General features: G+C 55.7%; 19 protein-coding genes and 3 tRNA genes. 8 read left to right on the top strand and 14 right to left on the bottom strand.

Features of this window, described 5'->3' with window-relative positions; all coding sequences use genetic code 11:
• Nucleotides 1-10: 10 nt before the first annotated feature.
• Together ACYU7Z_RS02150 and ACYU7Z_RS02145 are read right to left on the bottom strand one after the other, a co-directional pair.
• Complete coding sequence (locus tag ACYU7Z_RS02150; RefSeq protein ID WP_460567038.1) at nucleotides 11-1177, bottom strand: 1-deoxy-D-xylulose-5-phosphate reductoisomerase; 1167 nt, start codon at nucleotides 1175-1177, stop codon at nucleotides 11-13.
• A gap of 77 nt (nucleotides 1178-1254) precedes the next feature.
• Nucleotides 1255-2751 (bottom strand): GH3 auxin-responsive promoter family protein, encoded by a 1497-nt coding sequence (locus tag ACYU7Z_RS02145; protein WP_460567037.1) that lies wholly within the window; start codon nucleotides 2749-2751, stop codon nucleotides 1255-1257.
• A gap of 196 nt (nucleotides 2752-2947) precedes the next feature.
• Between ACYU7Z_RS02145 and rplU the strand changes: the two genes are divergently transcribed.
• From rplU to ACYU7Z_RS02125, 4 genes are all read left to right on the top strand, one after another.
• Nucleotides 2948-3250, top strand: coding sequence for a bL21 family ribosomal protein (gene rplU / locus ACYU7Z_RS02140; RefSeq protein WP_460567036.1), 303 nt, complete (start codon nucleotides 2948-2950; stop codon nucleotides 3248-3250).
• Nucleotides 3251-3303: 53 nt separating this feature from the next.
• Nucleotides 3304-3564 (top strand): 50S ribosomal protein L27, encoded by a 261-nt coding sequence (gene rpmA, locus ACYU7Z_RS02135; protein ID WP_460567035.1) that lies wholly within the window; start codon nucleotides 3304-3306, stop codon nucleotides 3562-3564.
• A gap of 103 nt (nucleotides 3565-3667) precedes the next feature.
• Nucleotides 3668-3901, top strand: coding sequence for a hypothetical protein (locus ACYU7Z_RS02130; RefSeq protein WP_460567034.1), 234 nt, complete (start codon nucleotides 3668-3670; stop codon nucleotides 3899-3901).
• Between the two features lie 205 nt (nucleotides 3902-4106).
• The gene (locus tag ACYU7Z_RS02125; protein WP_460567033.1) at nucleotides 4107-5768 is read left to right on the top strand and encodes a helix-hairpin-helix domain-containing protein; all 1662 of its coding nucleotides are present in this window, start codon (nucleotides 4107-4109) and stop codon (nucleotides 5766-5768) included.
• Nucleotides 5769-5861: 93 nt separating this feature from the next.
• Here ACYU7Z_RS02125 and ACYU7Z_RS02120 read toward each other — a convergent pair whose 3' ends face one another.
• Genes ACYU7Z_RS02120 through ACYU7Z_RS02110 form a run of 3 tightly spaced genes read right to left on the bottom strand, consistent with a single transcriptional unit; the run spans nucleotide 5862 to nucleotide 11455 of the window.
• Entirely contained in the window at nucleotides 5862-9614 is a 3753-nt protein-coding gene (locus tag ACYU7Z_RS02120) for a sensor histidine kinase (RefSeq protein WP_460567032.1), read from the bottom strand.
• Entirely contained in the window at nucleotides 9611-10381 is a 771-nt protein-coding gene (gene mazG, locus ACYU7Z_RS02115; RefSeq protein ID WP_460567031.1) for a nucleoside triphosphate pyrophosphohydrolase, read from the bottom strand. Before mazG ends, ACYU7Z_RS02120 begins: the two co-directional genes overlap by 4 nt.
• Nucleotides 10382-10384: 3 nt before the next feature.
• Nucleotides 10385-11455, bottom strand: coding sequence for a DUF3667 domain-containing protein (locus ACYU7Z_RS02110; protein ID WP_460567030.1), 1071 nt, complete (start codon nucleotides 11453-11455; stop codon nucleotides 10385-10387).
• A gap of 101 nt (nucleotides 11456-11556) precedes the next feature.
• On the opposite strand from ACYU7Z_RS02110, the gene ACYU7Z_RS02105 reads away from it, so the two are divergent.
• Together ACYU7Z_RS02105 and ACYU7Z_RS02100 are read left to right on the top strand one after the other, a co-directional pair.
• Entirely contained in the window at nucleotides 11557-12384 is an 828-nt protein-coding gene (locus tag ACYU7Z_RS02105; RefSeq protein ID WP_460567029.1) for an RHS repeat domain-containing protein, read from the top strand.
• 84 nt (nucleotides 12385-12468) lie between these two features.
• Nucleotides 12469-12714, top strand: coding sequence for a hypothetical protein (locus ACYU7Z_RS02100; protein WP_460567028.1), 246 nt, complete (start codon nucleotides 12469-12471; stop codon nucleotides 12712-12714).
• Between the two features lie 14 nt (nucleotides 12715-12728).
• On the opposite strand, the gene ACYU7Z_RS02095 is transcribed toward ACYU7Z_RS02100, so the two are convergent.
• The 4 genes from ACYU7Z_RS02095 to ACYU7Z_RS02080 all read right to left on the bottom strand — a co-directional run bounded on the left by ACYU7Z_RS02095 (nucleotide 12729) and on the right by ACYU7Z_RS02080 (nucleotide 14344).
• A tRNA-Leu gene (locus ACYU7Z_RS02095) sits at nucleotides 12729-12814 on the bottom strand.
• 51 nt (nucleotides 12815-12865) lie between these two features.
• Nucleotides 12866-12938: transfer RNA gene (locus tag ACYU7Z_RS02090), tRNA-Gly, on the bottom strand.
• 96 nt (nucleotides 12939-13034) lie between these two features.
• Nucleotides 13035-13259 (bottom strand): hypothetical protein, encoded by a 225-nt coding sequence (locus tag ACYU7Z_RS02085; protein ID WP_460567027.1) that lies wholly within the window; start codon nucleotides 13257-13259, stop codon nucleotides 13035-13037.
• Nucleotides 13260-13321: 62 nt separating this feature from the next.
• Nucleotides 13322-14344 carry a glycosyltransferase family 2 protein gene (locus ACYU7Z_RS02080; RefSeq protein WP_460567026.1) on the bottom strand — a complete coding sequence of 341 codons (1023 nt, stop codon included), beginning with the start codon at nucleotides 14342-14344 and terminating at the stop codon, nucleotides 13322-13324.
• Nucleotides 14345-14496: 152 nt separating this feature from the next.
• Here ACYU7Z_RS02080 and ACYU7Z_RS02075 point away from each other — a divergent pair, with 152 nt between their 5' ends.
• Together ACYU7Z_RS02075 and ACYU7Z_RS02070 are read left to right on the top strand one after the other, a co-directional pair.
• On the top strand, nucleotides 14497-15642 hold the full coding sequence (locus ACYU7Z_RS02075; RefSeq protein ID WP_460567025.1) for a sensor histidine kinase: 1146 nt from the start codon (nucleotides 14497-14499) through the stop codon (nucleotides 15640-15642).
• A 44-nt stretch (nucleotides 15643-15686) separates the two neighbouring features.
• Nucleotides 15687-15770, top strand: a tRNA-Leu gene (locus ACYU7Z_RS02070).
• Between the two features lie 270 nt (nucleotides 15771-16040).
• On the opposite strand, the gene ACYU7Z_RS02065 is transcribed toward ACYU7Z_RS02070, so the two are convergent.
• From ACYU7Z_RS02065 to ACYU7Z_RS02045, 5 genes are all read right to left on the bottom strand, one after another.
• A complete protein-coding gene (locus tag ACYU7Z_RS02065; RefSeq protein ID WP_460567024.1) occupies nucleotides 16041-17390 on the bottom strand; it encodes an outer membrane beta-barrel protein in 1350 nt (449 codons plus the stop codon).
• Between the two features lie 2 nt (nucleotides 17391-17392).
• The gene (locus ACYU7Z_RS02060) at nucleotides 17393-19372 is read right to left on the bottom strand and encodes a KUP/HAK/KT family potassium transporter (protein WP_460567023.1); all 1980 of its coding nucleotides are present in this window, start codon (nucleotides 19370-19372) and stop codon (nucleotides 17393-17395) included.
• A 19-nt stretch (nucleotides 19373-19391) separates the two neighbouring features.
• Nucleotides 19392-20078: a response regulator transcription factor KdpE gene (locus ACYU7Z_RS02055; RefSeq protein ID WP_460567022.1), complete on the bottom strand. Its 687-nt coding sequence runs from the start codon at nucleotides 20076-20078 to the stop codon at nucleotides 19392-19394.
• Nucleotides 20075-21154, bottom strand: coding sequence for a sensor histidine kinase (locus tag ACYU7Z_RS02050; RefSeq protein ID WP_460567021.1), 1080 nt, complete (start codon nucleotides 21152-21154; stop codon nucleotides 20075-20077). Before ACYU7Z_RS02050 ends, ACYU7Z_RS02055 begins: the two co-directional genes overlap by 4 nt.
• Nucleotides 21155-21402: 248 nt before the next feature.
• The gene (locus tag ACYU7Z_RS02045) at nucleotides 21403-22512 is read right to left on the bottom strand and encodes a YncE family protein (protein ID WP_460567020.1); all 1110 of its coding nucleotides are present in this window, start codon (nucleotides 22510-22512) and stop codon (nucleotides 21403-21405) included.
• Nucleotides 22513-22535 lie beyond the last annotated feature (23 nt).

Genomic DNA, 22535 nt, shown 5'->3' with positions numbered 1-22535 from the left:
CGATTCCCGATCAAAGCTTGATCAGCTCGCCCGCATAAAGGCGCGCCTCGCCATCGCTCTCGTAATAATCGTCGATGCTCGGCTTGTCGATAAAGGAAACCTTCTGCATCGTTTGCTCGATCACGTCAGTCATGTCGAGGAAGCCGATGCGGTTTTTCAGGAAGGCCCAGACAGCCACTTCATTGGCGGCATTGAGCACGCAGGGCAGGTTGCCGCCCTTCTTGAGCGCTTCGATGGCCAGCGGCAGGTTGCGGAAGGTGCGGTAGTCGGGCTCGTCGAAGTTGAGCGTATTGAACTTGCGGAAGTCGCAGCGCGGGAAGTTGTTGGCGATGCGGTTGGGGAAGGCCAGCGCGTACTGGATCGGGAGCTTCATATCGGGCAGCCCCATCTGTGCTTTGATCGACCCGTCCTCGAACTGCACCATCGAGTGCACGATGCTCTGCGGGTGAATGAGCACCTGGATCTGCTCGGGCTTCAGGTTGAAGAGCCACTTCGCCTCGATCATCTCAAGGCCTTTATTCATCAGCGTGGCCGAGTCGACGGAGATCTTGGCGCCCATGCTCCAGTTGGGATGCTGCAGGGCGTGCTCGCGCTTTACGTTGACGAGGTAATTGGTCTTGCGGCCCAGGAACGGACCGCCCGACGCGGTGAGGATCACTTTTTCAATCGGGTTGCGGTGCTCGCCCACGAGGCACTGGAAGATAGCCGAATGCTCGGAGTCGACGGGGATGACGGGAACACGCTTTTCGATGGCGGTCTGCATCACGATGTCGCCGGCAACCACAAGTGTTTCCTTGTTGGCGAGCGCTACCGCCTTGCCGCTCCGGATGGCCTGCAGGGTGGGCTTGAGACCGGCATAGCCAACGATCGCCGCCAGCATGAGGTCGTAGATATCCATTGCGGCCACTTCGCTGAGCGCGGCGTCGCCGGCAAAGACCTTGATATCGGTATGCTCCAGCGCGGCACGCACCTTGGCGTACTTGCTGTCGTCGCCGATGACCACCACGTTGGGCTGGTAGCGGATCGCCTGCTCGATGAGAAGATCGTCGTTGGCATTGGCGGTCAGTACTTCTACGGAGAGGAGCTCGGGATGCGCGGCAATGACCTCAAGGGCCTGGGTGCCGATAGACCCGGTGGAGCCGAAAATGGCGATACGCTTGATGGTCGGGTTATTCATATGGCGGACAGTGGAGGTAAAAGTAAAGCGTTTATCGGTTACTTGGTCGATTGGTTCATTCGTGCAACAGCCAGGATCTATTCAGCTTTCCACTTCGCGAGTTCGTCGGCGATTCTCCGGTCGTTGCTCAGACGCGGCACCTTGTTTTGTCCGCCCAGCTTACCGATCGATTTCATGTAATCGATAAAGCCGTTCTTTCGTACCGGTGTGATCCGCAGCGGAAGCAGGATGTTGCCACGCATCAGGTCATCGTAGTAAATATTCTTCTCCCGGAGATTGTCGTTAACGCGGGCCGCGAAGCGTTGAAGGTCGGCGGGCTCGTTCTCGAATTCGATGAACCACTCGTGGTAGCTGTGTCCCTTTCCCTGCTGCACCATGGGCGCAACGGTGAACTCGGTGATCTGGACGCCGCTTTCCTGCGCCGCTTTTAGCAAAGACTGTTCCACTTCTTCGCCGATGACGTGCTCACCGAACGCGGAAATGAAGTGCTTGGTACGCCCGGTAACCACGATCCGGTATGGATTGACGCTTACAAACTTGACCGTGTCGCCGATGTTGTAGCCCCACAAACCCGCGTTGTTATTGATGATCAGGGCGTAATTGACACCCACCTGCACTTCGCGGAGCGAGAGGCGCGTTGGGTTTTCGTTAAAAATCTCGCCCGCCGGCACGAACTCGAAAAAGATCCCGCTGTCGGTGTTGAGCAGGAGGCCTTCCTCGGTTTGCGTGTCCTGGAAAGCGAAAAAGCCCTCCGAGGCCGGGAACGTTTCGATCGTATGAATGGGCCCGCCGATGCTTTCGAAAAGGCGGCCCTTGTACGGTTCGAAGTTGACCCCGCCGTGAACCAGCACCGAGAAGTTCGGGAAGAGCTCTCGGATCTTCTTGCCGCTCTGCTCCTGCAGGCGGTCGAAATACATCTGCACCCAGGGCGGGATGCCCGAAATGAGGGTCATGTCCTGGTTGATGGTCTCGCGTACGATGGCCTCGAGCTTCGTCTCCCAGTCTTCGATGCAGTTCGTTTCGTAGCTCGGGAGCTGGTTGGTGCGGAGGTACTTGGGCACGTGGTGATTAACGATCCCGGAGAGGCGGCCGGTGGGGATCCCTCCTACCCGCTCGAGCTCGGGCGAGCCGGAGAGGAAGATCAGTTTGCCGTCGGCGAAGGCGGTATTGCCCGTCTCGGCCATGTACAGGAGGAGCGCGTTGCGGGCCGAATTGATGTGGTTGGGGATCGATTCGTGGGTGATGGGGATATACTTGACACCCGAGGTGGTGCCGGAGGTTTTGGCGAAGTAGATCGGCTGCCCTTTCCAGAGCACGTTGTGGCGGCCGGCCTTGATCCTGTCGATCCAGGAGCGGAAGCCCTCGTAGTCGCGAACGGGCACGGCCTGGCGGAAGGCGGCGTAGTCGTTGACGGCGTCGAAGCCGTGCTCCTTGCCGAATTCGGTGCCGCGGCCGGTCTTGAGGAGGCTCCGGAGCACCGCGTCCTGGTCGGCGAGGGCAGTTTGCATCCCTTTGCGGGTGCGGTTATATATATAGGAAGCAAAAGGCTTGGCGAGCAGGGATTTGAGCTTCATGGAGGAGTTCTGTAGGGGCAAATATAGATTCAAAGGAGGGCCCTTGCGTGGGCGGTGAAAGTCAAAATTCAAAAGTAAAACCTAAAAAAGAGGGCAAATCGCCGGATTCCCGGGTTTTCGGGTGCTTATTTTTGACTTTTGCCTTTTGACTTTCCACTTTATTCCCTACCTTTGCACTCCTAATTTAAGAACCGTTATGTTCGCAATTGTATCAATAGCCGGAAAGCAATTCAAGGTCGAAAAAGACCAGACTCTGTATGTGCCCCATATCGGTGGCAACGCCGGCGATAAAGTAGAGCTCGGCGAGGTTATCATGGCCGACAACAACGGCAACCTGTCGTTCGCCAAATCGGCAACCGTAAAAGTACAGGCCGAGATTCTCGACCATGTAAAAGGCGACAAGGTGATTGCCTACAAGCAGAAGCGCCGCAAGGGCTTCCGTAAGAAGCATGGTCACCGCACGCATTACACGAAGATCCGCATCGCTGAAATCGCGTAAGGGTCAACCTCCAATCTGAATTCTGAAATCACAAATCTGAAATCTCATTCATCATGGCACACAAGAAAGGTGAAGGTAGCGTAAAGAACGGCCGCGACTCGCAAAGCAAGCGCCTGGGCGTTAAGATCTTCGGTGGTCAGCCCGCAATTGCCGGCAACATCATCGTTCGTCAGCGTGGTACCGTATACCATCCCGGTAAAAATGTAGGCGTCGGTCGCGACTGGACGCTGTTCGCTCTCACTGACGGCGTTGTTGAATTCCGCAAAGGAAAGAACGACCGCACGGAAGTATCGGTTAGCGAAGCGCAGGCCTAAGTCACGCTTGTGAATTTCGTGGGGGTAAAGAAATTTGGTAGTTTAGATATTGGCATTAATTTTACTACCGTTATTTCATTACTAACCCCTAAATTCTACAAACATGGCAACAGCAAAGAAAGCTGCTCCGAAAAAAGCAGCCGCTAAGAAAGCCGCTCCGAAAAAAGCCGCAGCCCCCAAGAAGGCCGCAGCTTCGAAAACCGCTAAAAAAGCAGCTCCGAAGAAAGCCGCTGCAAAGAAAGCTGCCCCCAAGAAGGCTGCTACCGCTAAGAAAGCTGCTCCGAAAAAAGCAGCTGCTAAGAAGGCAGCCCCCAAGAAAGCAGCTTCTAAGAAGTAAGCTTCTTCTCGAATTATCAGAAACCCGCCTTCCGGCGGGTTTCTTCTTTTCCACCCATCCGTGAGCAAGCACTGATGCGAAACCGGTAGCCCTTCCGGTGCAACCGTTTGCCCTGGCTCCTCTCGCTCCACGGCACTATCCAGCTTCTGCCCGTGCATTCTCAGATTAGCCCTTCCGCAGATTGGCAGATTACCTATTTTGCAGCATGGACAATTATGCGATCGCCGAGCAATTCTCACTTCTGGCCCGGCTGATGGACATCCATGGTGAGAACCCGTTCAAAAGCAAGAGTTATTCCTCGGCCGCCTTCGCACTCGAAAAGCTCGACGTCGAAGCCGCCACCCTTCCCCCCTCTTCGATCGCCGGCCTCCGCGGCATCGGCAGCAGCGTTGCAGGCAAGATCCAGGAGTTGCTCGATACAGGGAAGCTCGCCGCGCTCGACGAGCTTATCGCCGACACACCGCCCGGGGTGCTCGAGATGCTCAACATCAAGGGTCTCGGCCCGAAGAAGATCCACAGCATCTGGAAAGAACTGCATATCGATAACCTGGGCGCACTCCAGGACGCCTGCCGCAGCGGCCGCATCGCCGCTACAAAAGGGTTTGGCGAAAAAACGCAGGAGAAGATCCTTGAGTCGATCCAGTTTCACAAGCAAAACGCCGGCAAGTTTCTCTTTGCGCAGGTCGAGGCCTTCGCGCAGGCGATCCAGGCCCACCTGGAGCAGCACTACCCCGACGCGCAGCATGCGCTTACCGGGCCCTACCGCCGTCACTGTGAAGTAATCGACGAGCTCGAATGGGTGAGCACGATTTCCGTGAAAGAAGCCAAGCGCTTTTTCGAGGGCGAGGCCTTTACGCTCGTCAGCGAGTCGAACGAATGGGTCGAGTTTGTTTCCGGCGAAGGACTGCTGCTCCGGTTGTATTTCTGCGGTACCGATGATTTCGGAACTGTGCTCTTCCGGACGACCGGCAGCGAGGCCTTCACCTTCGCCTGGAAAGACGCCGGCCTGCCGATGGACGGCCGGGACGAGGAAAGCATTTTCGAAAAGGCGGGCATCCCGGTGATTCCTCCGTACCTGCGCGAAACCGAGGCGATCATTGAAAAAGCCCGCAACGGCGCCCTGCCCGAGCCGATGCAGGTCGACGATATCCGCGGCATCATCCACGCACACAGCAACTGGAGCGATGGCGCCCATACGCTCGAAGAAATGGCCCGTGAGCTCATAAGCCGCGGCTACGAATACCTGGTCATCTCCGACCACTCCAAGGCCGCCTATTATGCCAATGGCCTCGATGAGAACCGCATCCGGGCACAGCACCAGGAGATCGATGCGCTCAATGAAAAGCTGAAGCCCTTCCGGATCTTCAAAAGCATCGAGTGCGATATCCTTGCCGACGGATCGCTCGACTACCCCGACTCCGTGCTGGCCAGCTTTGACCTTGTCATCGCCTCGATTCACTCCAACCTCGACATGAACGAGGAGAAGGCGATGCTCCGATTGCTCGGCGCAATCACCAATCCCTACGTGACCATCATGGGCCACCTTACGGGCCGGCTCCTCACGCGTCGCCGCGGCTACCCCATCGACCACGAGGCGATCATCGATGCCTGCGCTGCCAACAATGTTGCCATCGAGATCAATGCAAGCCCCGTGCGTCTCGATATGGACTGGCGCTACGTGCAGTACGCACTCGAAAAAGGCCTCTACCTTTCCGTGAATCCCGACGCGCACAGCTTCGAGGATATCGACAACCTGAAATACGGTGTTGCCGCCGCGCAGAAAGGCGGGCTTACAAAAGAGCGGAATCTCAGCTCGTTTACCCGGGACCAGTTCGAAGCTTTTCTGGAAAGAAGGAAGAGCAAATGATTACATGAATACATGATTACATGAGGGCAAGGTGCAGGTACAACTCTAACGCCCTCTTCATTCAAGTACTCATGTACTCAATTAGTCAAGTACTCATTCCTCGCCCGCGTCGGCAAGCGGCAACTCCACGAAAAAGCTGGTCCCGATTCCTTTCTCTGTTTCAAACCAGATGCGGCCGGCAGCCTGCTCCACGATGCTTTTGCACATGGCCAGCCCGAGACCGGTACCTGACGTTTTCGTGGTGAAGTTGGGCGTGAAGATCTTTTCCTGCATTTCTTCCGGGATGCCTTCACCATTGTCGCGCACCTCGATCCGCAGCAGCCGGTCGAGCCTTGTTTCGCGTATCGTTATCCGGCACAGCGGCTGGCTGGCGCAGGCTTCCACGGCATTGGTGACGAGGTTGGTGAAGAGACGCACCATATGCGTGCGGTCGGCATGAACGGAAAGCGCCCCGGGCAGCCGCTCCCAGCGCCAGTCGATCTTCTGGTTGGTAACATATAATCCTTCCAGGCTTTGCAGCACCTCGTGGAGGTCGAAGGTTTCCAGGTGCCGGTTGCCGATGTTGGCAAAGCGCGCGAAGTCGGAGGAGATGCGCGCGAGGTGATCGATCTGCTCGATGAGTGTTTGGGCCACGCTCGTGGTAAGGGCCTGCACGTTGGGCTGGTTGTTGGCCACCGCGCGCTGCAGGTACTGGATACTCAGCTTCATGGGCGTGAGCGGGTTCTTGATCTCATGGGCCACCTGCCGGGCCATCTCGCGCCACGCGCCTTCGCGCTCGCTCCGGGCAAGGGCCGAGGCGCTCTCCTCGAGCTGGCGCACCATGCGGTTGTACTGCTCCACCAGCACCCCGATCTCGTCGTTGCGCGGCCATTCAATCGGCTCGTTGCGCTGCCCCAGGTTGATCGCGCGCATCTTATCGCCGATGAGCGAGAAGGACTGCGTGATGCGGTTAGTGATGAACAGCGCGATGATACCCGCGATCAGGAAGATAAAGGCGTTGAGGTTGATGATGGTAACGAGGAAGTTTGATATCTCCTGGTTCAGATCGATCTGCGAGAGGAAGTACGGGATATTCAGGTAGGCATACACCTCGCCTTTCTTGTTGGTGATCGCCGCGTAGATACTCATGTACCGCAGCGACGAAAGCCGCTCTTCCTGTACATACTGGATCTCGCGCAGCCGCGCCAGGTGGTGCCAGGCTTCGGGGTGGATCTGCGTGCTGAGCAACCCGCGCTTGTACACTTCCGGCTCCGAAGACACCTGCAGCGCGCCCTTGGGGTCGTACAGGTTCACGTCAACGTTGTGTATTTCGGCGATCTCGTTCACGAGCGTTTGCAAGCCCTGGTCGGCCAGCGAGTCTTCTTCCAAAAGGCTAGCGCCGATGGGCTTCCCGGCGATGACGCGCTGCTGCAGCTCTCTCGTTACGATGGCGGCCGTACGGCTCAACTTGTCGACGTTGTTGCGCTGGTAGCGGGCAACAAAGAAGGAGATCGTCGCAACGCCGATCACGAGGAACGAAAAGATGCTGATGAAGATGATGGTGCCGTGTACCTGCGAGCGGATGTTGAACTGGAAGAACTGGTACGAGCGCCAGTCGTCGCCGGCGCGGAGGAGGAACAGCAGGAAACGGAGCAGCCCTACCAGGAACAGGAAGGCGCAGAACAGGTAGGAAAAAAGCGTGATGCTTTCGAGGAGCGTATCGCGCTGCTTAGCGATCACCACTACCTTGCTCCCGCTGGCGCGGTACCAAAGCTCGTCGAAGCCGCCGTTCTGTCTCCGCTCGTATTCTTCCACCGGTAGGTCACGTGTTGCGAGGCTGATCTTGAACGAATACTTGTTGCTCGAGAGCACCAGGAGCCCGTTGCTGTAAATGGCGTACGCATATACGGGCGAGTTTTCCGCATCGGTTTCGCCGGTGCGCCGGAACAGCTCCGGGTACAGCGCCTCTGAATTGTATTTGCGCGGGGTGCTGACGATGAAGAACGTGCCCAGCTGACCGCTGCTGTCGGTGATGCGGCGCTTCGTGATGTAGGTAAATTGATTGTAGGCCGTTTCGTAATACGACAGGTCGGGCACTTTCGTTGGCCGGCTCTGTACCGAGAACAGGTTGTTGAGCTCGGCGAACGACGCGCTGTCGCTGTTGTTGACGGGATTGTTGCCGGCATCGAACACGAAGATCCGCGTCTCGTAGCGACTCAGGTAGCCCATGATGTTCTCGCTGATGATACTGTCGCGGAGCACGCGGTTTTGTACCGGGTCGCGGAAGCGCGGGAAGCTTTTCGACAGGAAATCGTTGTCGAGGTAGGCAAGCGCCGTGCTGAGGGTGTGCTCGCTTGATGGGTCGGTAAGCTCGTCGTATTTGACGGCCATCGCCTTGCGGAATTGCAGCTCTTTCTGCCGGTTTTGCCCGAGGATAATGATCGCAAGCGAGATCGAGAAAACAAAGATCCAGAAGAGTACCCCGGCAATGGAGATGCGGAAGCGGTTGATGAAAAAGTGGCTTCGGCTTACGAGAATCGTGTAGCAGATCAGCCAGATCAGCACCGGGAGGTGGAACAGCACAACCTTATTGCCGCTGCGGAGCGTGAGAAACAGCAGCCCCATGAACGCGAGGCTGAAATACAGGTATACCATGCGCCCGGCAAAGGCGGCGAAGATGACGCGGTAGAGCACCCGTGTGAAGTAATAGAATGTGAGTGTCAGCAGCGCGAGTACGAGAAAGCCCACCACCGTATACGCATCCAGGCTGAAAAAATCGATGACGTTGAACGAAATCCGGGAGTCGGCAACAAGCGATTGCACGACGTTGGCAAACTGGAAGGAGCCGAACATGAGCACAAACAGGGCAACAATGCCTGCAGGCAGGAGGCGCTTTTCGTCGAGGAATGCCGGGAGCTTGCCATCGGGGCCCATCCGGTACCAGATGAATACGGTGAACCAGCAGGAAAGGATGGCCGTGATCAGCAGGTCGCCGAGTGAGCGGAGGAGAAAGTTCTTGCTGTAGATCGCGGGATCAAAGAGGGTAAACTGGCGGAAGGAAAACAGTCCCGGGAAAAACAGGAGCAGCGCGCGGATCGCAACCAGCACTACGAAGAGAAAGAGGATTCCGCGGATCTTGCCCCGGGCAACGGTTACACGCTCGGCGAGGAAGTGTATATAAGCGAGCAGAAGGAGAAAAGCGAGGATCCGCAGCAGGGCCGTCACGGCATCCACGCGGCCGGCGCTGACACCCTTTGCATCGATATAGAATAGCCGCTGGGTGCTCGCATCGCGGATGGCATAAGGCGTTTTATCCGTAGAAATCCGGATGCGCCCGTCGGCTTCGGGGTCGTGGGGGAAGTAGGATTTGAGGTAACTCGAATGCTGGTAGCCGAAGTGGTATTCGATCGGGATGACGGCCACGGCCCATATCGCGCGCTTGTCGACCGGCAGGCTGAAGCTGCGCCGGATGCTGATGAAGTAGCCGTTCTGCTGTGCCTGGAACCTGGTGCCGGGGCGGCCGTCGGGCGGAGGGCCGGGTGGTTGCATCCGCTGGTTGTTCCAGTACAGCAACTCGCCGTTTGCATTATAGAGGAACAACCCGTAAGGCTTCGCCAGCATGGTCCGGAATTCGGACTCCTCCTCCTGGCCAAGCGCGAGTCGCTGCAGGAGAGCCTTGTTGCCGAGGAGCGTGGCAAAATCCCCCTCGGCACCATGAATGTATTTTTCGAGACGACGCTGCTCGCGCTCCATCGATGGCTGCTCATGAAAGTAAATACCTGTCAGCAGCGACAGGAACAGCAAGGCAGCCGCCGTGTACAGGAGTGCTTTTTTCGGCAGGCTTTGGTTGCTGTGGGCAGGTTTCACGATCGATCGCGTTTGATCTCGTTCCAGAGGGCGTCCATTTCGGAGAGGGTCATATCATTGAGCGACCGTCCCTGCGCGCGGGCGCGGTCTTCCATCTGCGTAAAACGAGCGGTGAATTTATTGTTGGTGACGGCGAGGGCATTTTCGGCATCGACGTTCAAAAACCGTGCAAAGTTTACGAGTGAGAAAAGCACGTCGCCGAACTCCTCTTCGATCTTTTTCGGATCGCCGTCGGCCTGCGCTTCGCGGAGCTCGCCGATCTCCTCTTCCACCTTCTCCCACACCTGCTCCTTGGTATCCCATTCAAAGCCTACCTGCTTCGCCTTTTCCTGGAGACGCATCGCCTTGACAAGCGCCGGGAGTGTTTTAGGGACGCCTGATAGTACCGATTTCTTTCCTTCCTTGAGCTTGATCTGCTCCCAATTGCGCTTCACGTCCTCGTCGTTTTCCACCTGCACGTCGCCGTAGATATGCGGGTGCCGGGTGATCAGCTTTTCGCAGATCCCGTTGATGACTTCGTCGAGCGTGAACTGTCCCTGCTCGCGGCCGATGCGCGCATAGAACACGATGTGCAGCAACAGGTCGCCCAGTTCCTCCCGAATCCCTTTCCAGTCCTCATCGGTGATGGCGTCGGCGAGCTCGTAGGTTTCCTCCAGCGTCATCTGGCGAAGGCTCTGGATCGTCTGCTTGCGGTCCCAGGCGCACTGCTCGCGGAGTTCGTCCATAATGGTCACGAGGCGGGCGAAAGCGGTTTGCGGATCATTCATAGCTTAGAATTGAGTGGCCGAAATAGCCACAAAGATCATGAAGAGCAGGCCGAAGAGGAAAAGGCTCATGAAGTTAAGCAGCAGGAATTTCGACAGCGTGCGCCCGGGGGATTGCCCGTAGAAGTTACGCATGCCTTTGTAGAGGTAATAGAGCCCGGCGCAAAAGAGTCCGAAGGTGAGCCAGCTGAGCAGCTTCCAGTGGAGCAGGTTGTTGAGGCGCACGACCAGCAGGACAGCCAGCAGCAGGATGAAGTTGAAAATGTAATAATAGAGCGTGAACACGAGATGATCGGCGTAGAAAAACGTCTTCCGCCGCAGGTACAGCAATTGGAGCAGGAGCGCGAAGAACGGGAGCGATACAAACAGCATGTAGGGCAGCCGGTGAAAGAGGTTTTCGAAGAAAGCCTGCTGCGCCTCGCGCCGGTCTTCGTGGAAGCGCTCGTTGACGCGCCGTGCACGTGTACTTACGAAGCGGCCCAGCCAGCCTTTGCCGAGATCGCTCGCCCAGTCGTGCGCCCGGATACTGTCATTGCGCTCGGTGGCATATTGGTAACGAGTGCCCTTGTATTCGATCACCGAATCGCTGTGCGCCGCCGAATCGACCTTCAGCGAAACGGTGAGCGACGTATCGAGAAAGACAGGAAGTGCCTGGCGGGCATTGCTATCAGAGGGACGAACGGCCAGGTCTGAAGCGATCTCGTAGCGCTCCACCCGCGAAAGGGTCGAATCGTCGAGGCTTTCGCGGCTGTTGACCTCCACCTTGTTGATGGTTGTAAAGATCAGGAAGAAGATGGCCGATGTAAACAGGTACATCCGGATCGGATCGAGGAAGGCCACGCGGCGGCCGGCAATATATTCACGGGGTACGCGGCCAGGGCGGAAGAGCAGGTAGCGGACCGTATCGAAGAATTTTCCGTCGAAGTGAAACAAATCGAAGAAAAAGTGCTGGATAAGGTGGCCGAAGGTCTGGTGGGGAACGATGTTCTCCTGCCCGCACTGCTGGCAATAGCGGCCGGCTACTTCGGCGCCGCAGTTGAGGCAGTTCTTCTCGGCGCGTTCGGGTTGGTGCGACACGTCAATTTTTGTTAAAAATAAGTATTCAAAAAAGGTTGCAACAGTTTGTTGTCGACCCGGTGGCAAAGCAAGGCGTATTTTTGAGAACAAACAATACCCGGATGAAATTCCTGTTGTCGCTTTTTCTTCTCCCCTGCTCGCTCGCGGCCTCGGCCCAGTATTATTACAAAGACATCGTCGGCACGCGCGAGACCAACGAGCAGCTAAAGCGGTATCGCGAAGCAGGCGTACGCAGCGTGGCTGTCAGCTCCTTCGATGCCGATGGCAGCAAGAGCGACGCCCTCGACATCCAGCAGTCCTTTACCGGCAATACCCTGGTAACGACAACAGTGCTCGATTCCAATACGACGGTTCTGCAAACGGTTCTCGACGAGCAGGGCCGCGTGGCCCGCACTGTCGACAGCAGCGAGGCTGCTACTTCCATCACCACCTATACCTACAACGCTGCAGGCCAGCTGGAACGAACGGAGAGCCGTACTGCTGATCCGACGGGCAAGTTTGTGCAGCGCGAGGAACACCGCTGGGAATGGAGCGGCAACAACGTGCAGCGCATGCTGCGTATCCGCAACGGCGTGGATACATCGATAGTCCGGGTCGTCGTGGATGAAAAAGGACAGGTATCGGAAGAGCACGCGAAGCGTGCCGGCCTTCCCGAAGACGTCGTGTATTACTATTACAATGAAGCCGGCCGGCTTACCGATATCGTACGGTTTAATGAAAAGGCAAAGCGACTCCTGCCCGAATACATGTTCGAGTACGACGACGCGGGCCGCGTGATCCAGCGGATTACGGTACCCGCCAACAATTCCAACTATTCGATCTGGCGCTACCAGTACGACAACCGCGGTCTCAAGACACGCGAGGCGCTCTACAACCGTGCGAAGCAGCTTACCGGAAAAGTGGAGTACCAGTATACGACAGGATCCTAAGAGGATGGTGGATATCTCGGATGTCGGATCTCGGATCTCGGATCTAGGATCTAGGATCTAGGATCTCAGATCTCAGATTTCAGATTGAGTGAAGTTGCCGTGGGCAACTACGCGCAGTTCCTTACCAATATGGAATATTATTATCTCGGTGACCGGAATACAAATCCTTCGTTGAAGGGTGTTCTGTGCAGCGCGGTGCGGCGTGCGGACGGCAAGTGCATCCGCGGGAAGAATGGCTCGATGCTCGTGCAGTTGGAAGATGGCCGTAAGATGGTGTTGCCGGGGCGGTTGCTGCGGCGGAGAGATACAGCAACACAAAAGCCGTCCTGAAGACGGCTTTTGTGTGCCCCGGGCCGGAATCGAACCGGCACTCCCCTTGCGGAGAACAGGATTTTAAGTCCGGCGTGTCTACCAGTTTCACCACCGGGGCGAGCAGCAAAGATGCTGTAAATAAAAAATCCCGCTGTTGCGGGATTTTCTGAGCGGAAGACCGGGCTCGAACCGGCCACCCCGACCTTGGCAAGGTCGTGCTCTACCAAATGAGCTACTTCCGCTTGATTATCAGTTTGTTATCACTGATTTTGTTAAGAACTTCGGGTTGCAAATATAAGAGCCTTTTTTCTTTCCAAACAAATTTTTCTGAAAAAAATTTATTTGTACTCCGGCGTATACTGCGTGCTCGGTTGTACCGTGTACTCGATACGGTTCTTCTCGTAACGCTTGGTGTATAACTTGTAGCAGCTGCCGAAGAAGAAAGCGAGCATGCAAAATACCGACAGGTAGAACAGGAAGGCAGACGACGATACCCAGCTATGGGTGAAGTCGCGGTCTTGCACTTTCTGGAGTTCTTCCTGGTATTCTTGCTGGTGATCCATACCTGAAATTTGTGTTGCAAAAATAAGGGGCTGGTTGTCAATTAGCAAACAACGGTGGAAAACTATTTGACGATTTCGCGAAAATATTTTCGACCGCGCACAAAGTGTTGCCAGATGAGACTGCCGCCGTACACACCGCGCAGCTGACGGAGCTTCGGCTTCGGCAGGCGATCGGGCGCCCTTTTCCGCAGCAGCCATTTATAAAAGGCAACGTGCGCGCGGTTGATCGCAATGAAATAACCGCTGTCGCCGGCAAGCAAACCTTTTACACCTGCTACCTGATCGAGCAGTATGCGGTAGGGTATCTTCCACCAGCGCTCCGAGGGAGCGAGGTTCTTCGCCAGCATGATATGATTGTTGCGGAAATTCAAAAAGGTCTTGGTCGAATTGCCCTTGGGCAGCGTGCCGCCGCCCACGTGGTACACCACCGCGTGCGGGCAGCAGAAGACGCCATAGCCCGCGCGCTGCAGGCGCCAGCACAGGTCTATCTCTTCCTGGTGGGCGAAGAAGTAAGGATCCAGCCCGCCGAGCTCGTGGTACACCGACGCGCGGATGAAAAGCGCTGCGCCGCTGGCCCAGAACACCGATTGCACCGAGTCGTACTGGCCTTCGTCGATCTCGGAGACGTCGAAGATGCGGCCGCGCGAGAACGGGTATCCCAGGGTATCGAGCCAGCCGCCGGAGCCGCCCGCGTATTCGAAGTGATCGCGCTGGTGGAAAGCCAGCAGCTTGGGCTGGCAGGCCGCTGCGCGTGGCGTCGTTTCCAGCAGCCCGATCACGGGGCTTACCCAGCCCGGCGTCACTTCCACATCGGAGTTGAGGAGCACGTAGTAATCCGCCTGCACCTGGGCCAGCGCCTCGTTGTAGCCCTGCGCGAAGCCGTGGTTCTTCCCGAGCAACCGTAGTTCTACGGATGGGAAGCGCTCGCGCACAAAGTCAACGGAATCGTCGCTGGAGCCGTTGTCGGCCAGCACGACGCTGAAGTTCGGGTAGTCGGTGGCCAGCACCGACGGCAGGAACTGCTCGAGGTAACGGCGCCCGTTCCAGTTCAGGATTACAATAGCAACATGGGGAAATGAAGTCAAGCGCGCGGAATTAGTGGGCCAAAAATAAGCGAGTTGGGGCAATGTGGTAAAGGCGCTTCGGCTGCGCCCGCTGCCCGTTGCTGAACAGGCGCAACAGGCTGCTCGCACGCGCCGTCTCAGCGATCAGAGCGAATAACCGATAACTTCGGAGCATGTTACGCTCCCTGCTGAACCTGCGTGCCCTGCTGGCGCTGATCGCCATCCTGATCGTCAGCGGTACGATCTGGTATTCGTCGTACCTCGCTTCCAAGATCGAGCGCGAGGAGCGGCAGAAGGTGGAGGAATGGGTAGAGGCCAGCAATACGCTCCTCAGCCCGAAGAATACCGACACGCGCCTGCCCTTCAAGATCATTACCGACAACGACGATATCCCGATCATCTGGACCGACGAGCGCGACTCCATCCTCGACCACCGTAACCTCGACTCGTCGCGGCTGAAAGAAAAGGGCTACCTCGCCGGCCGGCTGCGGGAGTTTCGCAACGCGCATGCTCCCCTCACCTACTTCGACCCTTACGACTCCACGCGCACCAACCGCTATTATTATGGCAACAGCCGCCTCCTTACCGAGGTGCGGTATTATCCTTATGTGCAGCTCGTGATCGTAGCCCTGTTCATCGGCCTCACCGTACTGTCGCTCCGCAGCTCCTACCTCGCCACCCAGAACCAGGTATGGGCCGGCATGGCCAAGGAAACGGCGCACCAACTGGGCACGCCGGTGTCGTCGCTCGAAGGCTGGATCGAGCTGCTCAAGGAAACGCACGGAGAAGAAGAATTTGTGCAGGAGCTTGAAAAAGACATCAGCCGGTTGCGGCTCGTGAGCGATCGCTTCGGCAAGATCGGCAGCACGCCCAAGCTGGAGCCGGTCGACGTGGTGGCGCAGGTGCGGCAGGTAATGGAATACGTAAAGAAGCGGGCGCCGGGCCGTGTGCGCTTTGCGCTTGAAACGCACGGAACCGACAGCATCCGCGTGCCGCTCTCCGGCCCCCTCTTCGACTGGGTGATCGAGAACCTCCTGAAAAACGGACTCGACGCCCTCGAGGGCAAGGGTGCCATCGTTGTCGACATACAGGAAGGCGCCGGCAAGGTGGTCATCGATGTGGCCGACACGGGCAAGGGCATCAGCAAGGCCAACGTGGCGAAAGTGTTCAAGCCGGGATTTACCACCAAGAAGCGCGGCTGGGGTCTCGGGCTCAGCCTTTCCAAGCGGATTGTAGAGCAATACCACCGCGGTCAGCTCTCCGTAAAAAATTCTGAGCCAGGAAAAGGAACAACTTTTCGGATTGTATTGAGAAAGTAATTACATTTGCACTCCCCAAACGGGGATAGCTCTTACAAAAGGATGCCCAGGTGGCGAAATTGGTAGACGCACTACCTTGAGGTGGTAGCGCCGGTAACGGTGTGCTGGTTCGAATCCAGTCTTGGGCACAAAACCCCTGTAAGTGAATGACTTACAGGGGTTTTTTATTTGAAGTGTAGCAATAGATATGCGCTTTTGCTTTTTGACCGGGAAACTAAAAACACGGTTTCGACGAGACATTGTGTGTCATTCGAAAATTTCCCGATGGCTCCTAACGCTAACACACCGCTCACATAGACGCAATCGACTTTCCTTGACGGTACTTAGTTGGGTAGGAGCAACAAACAATTTCCCTCTTGCTATACAGTCTCGAATTCTAAGTGAGTTCTCTCCAGTCATTAAATCCTGAAAAGCAACGCGGCAATAACCCTGTTTTCGGCTTTTCGCAAGTCCGGGCGCCAATCCGGAGCCAAAGCTGTCGTTGTATAACCATTTGGAGAAGTGACACCGCCTGGTCCGGCGAAATAAGGGCTATTTGCTTCCCGGTGCACAAACTCTATTCGGAATGCCAGGCTTTGGTTAAACAGCCATTCGAGATTCGTCGAAAAGTCCCAGCCTTCAAATGGGTCGCCCGGGTTGGCGCTATAGGGAAATGCACCTTCGGTGCGGGTTGGATTACCGGGATCGGGCAAAGGACTCGCTTGTCCTGTTGGATAGAGCACGAGGTAGCGACCAGGGTTTTTCATCCACCCTCCCCCTACCGTCCATGCGTAGCGATTCTGCCGAAACCAAAGGCGGTTATAAAACATCACGCTTAGAAAGTATTGAGCCGGATTGCCAGGTCCGCCATCGTTGAACCCATTTACACCTCCACCCTTTTCGAAGCCCACATCACCGGTGAGCGAGAAAGCCGCCTGGCTAATGCATTTGGACTTTTTTCGATTGAAATACCGTACCAGGCCACTGTTGTCTGAATGAAATCGCTTGCGGCCGGGGATGCCTGCCGCATCCGCGCCGAAATAGTTATTGGTCAACAGCTTCAGGTTGTAGTTCGGCATCCACGTTACGTTCGCACCCACAGCGGGCATTGCGTTGAAGCGCCCATAGCTTTGCCAGCCGTTGATGAGCCAGGGTTCGACCTTCACGTGCTTCGAAGGAAAGATCTGAACGCGCAACCCGTTGAAAAACCAGGGCGTGTTATCGGAAGTGAACGAAGCCTGGTACTCCCAGTTCTCCACCTGGTAGTAAGAATTGAGCCCGATGTAGGAAAGAAACAACCCGGCATCCACGTTGATACCGTACCATTTGTTGATATGGATGCCAGCGTAAGCCTCACTAAGGTAACGGTAGACTTCATTGAGGTGGTACTGGCCGCGATACACGGACAGGTCATTGCGCGGAATCACCTGCGATCGGGTTCCCATTTGCAGCATCACGCGCGCATGGACGTTATCGTAGGTAAAATCACCGCCGGCTAACAGGTGCGCCACCTGCACTTCGTTGTTCCGTGCAAGAGCCGTTGACCCTACCACCGTATTATCATTCGGATTATTGAAGGAATGCGTATAATTCACATCCAGCATCAGCGACGGCTGAAAATACTTTCCGTGGAAAACCGAAGAATCGCGCCGGTCGGAGCCGTTCTGCCAGGCCGTTTCGATGCCATCGAACGGAATTCGTTTCGTACTGTCCTGCGCTTGCAAAGCCAAGTTTGAAAAAACGAATAAGGTCGTGATTAATGTCTTCATATCTATTTTTTTGTAAGAGACGGGCGAAGCTCCCGCCGCTTCAATTTGACTGGATTGACGGGGTTGAGCAGCAGCGGGAATTTTTCAGTAACAACATTGCTCTGATCCAGGCCAAAACCGCGCTCCTCGCTGAGGCTTAGACCTTTAACCCAGAAATAAAACTGCATGATGATCCGTTCGGTTAGCGGGAGATCGTTGTCGCCCGAAAGGAATTTTTCCATCACCACATACTGGATATCGCCGACCGGGTTAATGCGTTGCAGGCGCTCGTATTTGACCTCGACCCGGATCTCCTGTGCCCGGATCATTTCTTCGATCACCGTACGGAACATTGTGCTCGTTCTTGGCGACACTCTGAAGCCAAGGCGAAATTCCACGCGCAGCACTTCCCCCGGCACAATTTGCTGCACTGTATACTCGCTGGTGTACGGATCATCCACTGTATGTACATGCACGAACCAATAGATATCCGCGCGCTTCGGCTTACCGTTCAATATCGAGTAAAGGATCTTGTGTTCGATCTCACTCGCATGATCGGCACTGGTAAGGTAGACGAGGTGGGTGGCGTATTTTGCAACAGATTGATCGTTGCTTAATTCTGTAAGCAAGGGCAGGTATGGCTCTATGCGCACGAATTCCACATAGCGGTTCTTCACCTTTCGTGCCCGGTACCAGGTATACATTACCAGTATGATCCCGAATTCGAAAATGAGAAACATCCAGCGTTGCTTGATCTTCGCCACGTTTGCGATGAAGAACGACAATTCGATGCAGAGAAAGATGGCGAGCACGACAGCAATGACCGGCACCGCCCACTTGCGTATGAATTTCATGTAGTAGAACATCAGAATGGTGGTCATCAGCATGGCGATCGTGATTGAAAACCCATAAGCCGCCTCCATCTTTGCCGACTCACGGAAGTAGAGCATGACAGCCATGCAGCCCACCCAAAGGATGGCATTGATACTCGGGATATACACTTGCCCGCGCACTTCCGTCGGGTACTTCACACGGATCTTGGGCCAGAAGTTAAGCCGCATCGCTTCTGAGATCAGCGTAAACGAGCCTGAAATAAGCGCTTGCGAAGCGATGATGGTTGCCGCTGTAGCAATGCCAATCCCGGCGATCAGAAACCAATGCGGCATCATCTCATAGAACGGGTTGCGCCCCTGCAGCAGGCCTCCCTTGAATTGCAGGAGCCAGGCACCTTGTCCGAAATAATTTAACAGAAGAGCGGACTTCACGAATATCCAGCTGTAGCGTATGTTACCGCGCCCGCAATGCCCCAGGTCCGAATAGAGCGCTTCGGCGCCCGTAGTACATAGGAACACGGAGCCGAGCAACCAGAATCCCTTCGGGTATTTGGTGAGCAGGTCATAGCCATAGACAGGGTTGATGGCCCGCAGCACACCCGGGTTGCCAGCGATGAAGCAAATGCCGAGTACCGCCAGCATCGAAAACCAAACCGTCATGATCGGACCGAAGGCCCGCCCGATCAAATTGGTGCCGAATTGCTGAAAGAAAAACAGCAGCGTCAGGATGCCGATAATGATTCCGACCGTAAGCGCATTACCGGGAACAATAGTTTGCCCCAGCGCTTTTACCCCATTTAAACCTTCTATGGCCGCGGACACAGAAATCGGAGGCGTGATGATGCCATCGGCAAGCAGGGTGCCCGCGCCGATGATCGCAGGAAGGTAGAGCCAGCGTCGGAAGCGCCGCACCAATGCAAACAAGGAAAAGATACCCCCTTCCCCACGGTTGTCGGCCTGCAGTGTGAGCAGCACATATTTGAACGTGGTTTGCAATGTCAGGGTCCAGAATACACAGGAGATACCGCCATACACAAGTGCCTCGCTGATCTCGCGTTTGCCCACGATCGAACTCATGACATACAGTGGTGACGTGCCGATGTCACCGTAAATGATTCCCAGGGCCACCAGTATACCGGCGGCCGTGACTTTGCTAACCTGCTTGCTCACGGTAAAGTTTTTAATGCGATCAATCGCCCGATAAGAACCGATAGCCAACCCCTGATTCGGTAATCAGGTGTCGGGGCCGGTTTGGGTCTTTTTCTATTTTCTTGCGCAGCTGCGCTACATATACTCTCAGGTATTGCGACTCGGCAGTGAAACCTGGCCCCCAAACCTTGGTCAGCATTTGTTGATGGGTCATCACCTTACCCTCGTTGCGAACAAACAGTGCCAGCAGGCTGTATTCGGTAGCCGTAAGTTTAATCGTTGCACCATTCCGCTTTACCGAACGGGCCGCCAGGTCCATTTCAATTTCGCCAAAGGAAATAACTGAGGAGGCCTCCGCTCCGGATACGAGGCGTAGCGATGAGCGAACCCGCGCCAATAGCTCGCCGGTGCGAAAGGGCTTGGTGATATAGTCATTAGCACCCCCATCGAGCGCTGCCACGATGTTCGCTTCGTCGTCGAGTGCGGAAACGATCAGGACTGGTCGTTCGTACCAGGCACGGAGCTCCTGCAATACCTGCAGCCCGGGTTGATCCGGCAAACCGAGATCCAGCAAAATGAGATCTGGTGGATGATTAGCCGCCAGTACGAGGCCTTCTTTACCGGTAGCGGCGGTCTGTACGGCATAGCCCTGGGCTTCCAGCGTGATCTGCAGTAGTTTACGGATCTGCGCTTCGTCATCTATGACAAGTACATAAGCACTATTCATGGGACGACTATTTTAGATTCCGCTGTTTCCACCGGAACTGTGATTGTAAAGCGGGCTCCACCAAGCGGCGCGTTTTCCAGAACGATCCTACCGCCGTGTGCTTCCACAAATCCTTTGGCGATGGAAAGACCAAGACCCGTGCCGCCCGTGGGCGATTGATCCAACCGGTAAAATTTGTCAAAAACACGCTCCAGCGCATCTTTGGGAAAGCCGGGGCCGTTGTCTTCCAATACGATGCGGCAAATACCTTCGGAGCATGCTACAGTTACGGAAATGATTGAGCCCTTCGGAGTATATTGAACGGCGTTGGAAAGCAGGTTGAACAAAGCCTGCTCAAAGAGCACTGTGTCGAGTTTAACAAGGGGCAGGCTTTCCGGAATTGAAATGTCGAGCACATGGTCTTTCGCAACTTCTTCAAGGCGCCGAATCGAAGCGTACACCAACTCGGTCATCTCGCACCAGTCCAAACGCAGCTTGATGGCGCCCGCTTCCAGGCGAGACATGTTCAACAAGTTTTCTACCTGGTGATTCAACCGGAGTGCTGCAATTGAAATTTCCGAAATGAGGCTGCTTTTGTTCTCATCGGAAACCCGGCTATCGGGATCCATCAGGTTGTCGGTTGCGCCGATTATGGTGGCAATCGGCGTCCGCAGCTCGTGCGAGAGCGAGTTCAGCAGCGTGCTGTAAAGACGCACCATCGCGGCCTTTTCCTCTCGTTGCTGGGCTACCTTTTGAATCTGCTTCAGCTTATAGGTTAGTGTCGCATGAACCAGTGCGATCACGTAATACATCAGCAACAGGAAACTGTCTTCCGTGCTGCCAACCTGGAATGTAAAACGGGGCGGAATGAAGAAATAATCCCAGATCAGCGCGCTGAGCGTGGCGGCGATCAAAACGGGAACGATATCACAGAATAGCGCAAGGAACGATACTGTAACCAAGAGCACGTAGGCAACGACCTTGTAGCCGGTAGCGGGTGCCAATGCGAAACACAATACAGAAACCCCGGCAACTACCAGGAGGTTGAGCCAGTACTGGGTACCTTTTCCAAAGCTTCTGCGGCGCGATTGATTCACTGTCTTCGTTTACGACACAAAGGTATCCTGCGCGTATAAAGCAGATATCAAGAATTGCTCTTCGCGTATAAAAATTATATAAAGAGCGGCCAAGCCTGGCGCAGAAAGAAACTACTAACCTGTTGCCGCGATATACAAGGCCACCGTTTATTTCAACCGGATACTTTCCTGTATAGAAAATTGCGTGAAGAGAAATCGGGGTGTCAACCGATCTCCGTTTTGACCGGGAAAATCAGCGAAAAAACGCGCTAGTTGACCGGCGTGAACACCAGGATTCGGAAAGAACCTGGGATCATGTGCGGGCGCTCATTTGCCGCAGCGGGCTTTTCGAAATCGGCGGCCGGTAGGAAAATGGTTCCGGTCGCGGGGTCGAGTGCGATCGTCCGGGCGCTCCGCTGTGTTGGAACGGTTGCCACGGAAACGAATTTATCTGCCGAGACTTCCCGGATAACCGAAAGCGTTCCCGATTGCCCGTTCGACGTAATGACGAGCCGGCGCTTCGGCCAAAAAACAACACCATCGCAACCAGCGCCAATGGGAAGGCTGGCAACGATCCTCCCCGTACCTGCATCGAGTACGACAAGCTTTTCCTCGCAGCCGGCAAACAGGCGGTTCGTTGCCGGATCGTATTGCAGCCCGGTAGGCCCTTCCGCGCCCCCAAGCGACCAGCGATGAATCACCTTCCGCGCTTTCAGGTCGACGCAGACAACTTCGTTTTTATCTTCGATATTGACGAAGAGCCGCCCCTTGCCGTCGCTGGCAGCTTCTTCGGGTCTGCCTCCTACGGCGATGGTACCCTCAACGACATTTTTAGTCGGGTTTATCAGTGTCAGATCGCCCGAACGTCCGTTGCAGGTGATGACGAACCCTGTAAAGGGCTCGAAAAGGATCGCGTCCGGGTTCTGGCCAGTGGCAATGGAATCAACCACAGCGAGCGTTTTGAGGTCGAATACGAAAACATTGTTCCGGCGCCCGTTGCTGGTGAAGCCGTGCCCAACCGAAGGATCGAAAGCAATCCCGTGCACGCCGGTCGTATTCGGGATCACTCCGATTGAGTCGCCGGTGGCTGCGTTCAATACGTTTACCTGGGTTGCGTGCGCCACGAATATTCGTCCCGAATAAAGGGCCAGATAGTCCCAGCCCCCCGTGCTCCTGATCGGAAAAGATTGTTTCTGCCGGAATGAAGTGTGCTGCGTCAAACCCAGCAGGCTGGCAAAGAGTCCGATGATCACAAATAGCGCGCGCATGACTTTCTTCTTTGCAGTCAATTTACCAAGAATTCCATTGACGAACGAAACGAGAGGCGCAGGGTTTCCGATTGCCGGCTGTGCACAAAAAAACCCCTGCCGGCGATGCACGGGCGAAGGGTTTGTACTTTCCT

It is taken from the genome of Flaviaestuariibacter terrae (genome assembly GCF_054777635.1).
The sequence above is the reverse complement of the archived record's forward strand: the minus strand, read 5'-3'. Positions and strand labels throughout refer to the sequence as shown.

Bases quoted from the DNA above. Each gene is read 5' to 3' on its own strand.
- ACYU7Z_RS02125 (WP_460567033.1), top strand. From the start codon at position 4,107: ATGGACAATTATGCGATCGCCGAGCAATTCTCACTTCTGGCCCGGCTG.
- ACYU7Z_RS02055 (WP_460567022.1), bottom strand. From the start codon at position 20,078: ATGAATAGTGCTTATGTACTTGTCATAGATGACGAAGCGCAGATCCGT.
- rpmA (WP_460567035.1), top strand. From the start codon at position 3,304: ATGGCACACAAGAAAGGTGAAGGTAGCGTAAAGAACGGCCGCGACTCG.
- mazG (WP_460567031.1), bottom strand. From the start codon at position 10,381: ATGAATGATCCGCAAACCGCTTTCGCCCGCCTCGTGACCATTATGGAC.
- ACYU7Z_RS02065 (WP_460567024.1), bottom strand. From the start codon at position 17,390: ATGAAGACATTAATCACGACCTTATTCGTTTTTTCAAACTTGGCTTTG.
- ACYU7Z_RS02075 (WP_460567025.1), top strand. From the start codon at position 14,497: ATGTTACGCTCCCTGCTGAACCTGCGTGCCCTGCTGGCGCTGATCGCC.
- rplU (WP_460567036.1), top strand. From the start codon at position 2,948: ATGTTCGCAATTGTATCAATAGCCGGAAAGCAATTCAAGGTCGAAAAA.
- ACYU7Z_RS02145 (WP_460567037.1), bottom strand. From the start codon at position 2,751: ATGAAGCTCAAATCCCTGCTCGCCAAGCCTTTTGCTTCCTATATATAT.
- ACYU7Z_RS02105 (WP_460567029.1), top strand. From the start codon at position 11,557: ATGAAATTCCTGTTGTCGCTTTTTCTTCTCCCCTGCTCGCTCGCGGCC.
- ACYU7Z_RS02085 (WP_460567027.1), bottom strand. From the start codon at position 13,259: ATGGATCACCAGCAAGAATACCAGGAAGAACTCCAGAAAGTGCAAGAC.
- ACYU7Z_RS02130 (WP_460567034.1), top strand. From the start codon at position 3,668: ATGGCAACAGCAAAGAAAGCTGCTCCGAAAAAAGCAGCCGCTAAGAAA.
- ACYU7Z_RS02150 (WP_460567038.1), bottom strand. From the start codon at position 1,177: ATGAATAACCCGACCATCAAGCGTATCGCCATTTTCGGCTCCACCGGG.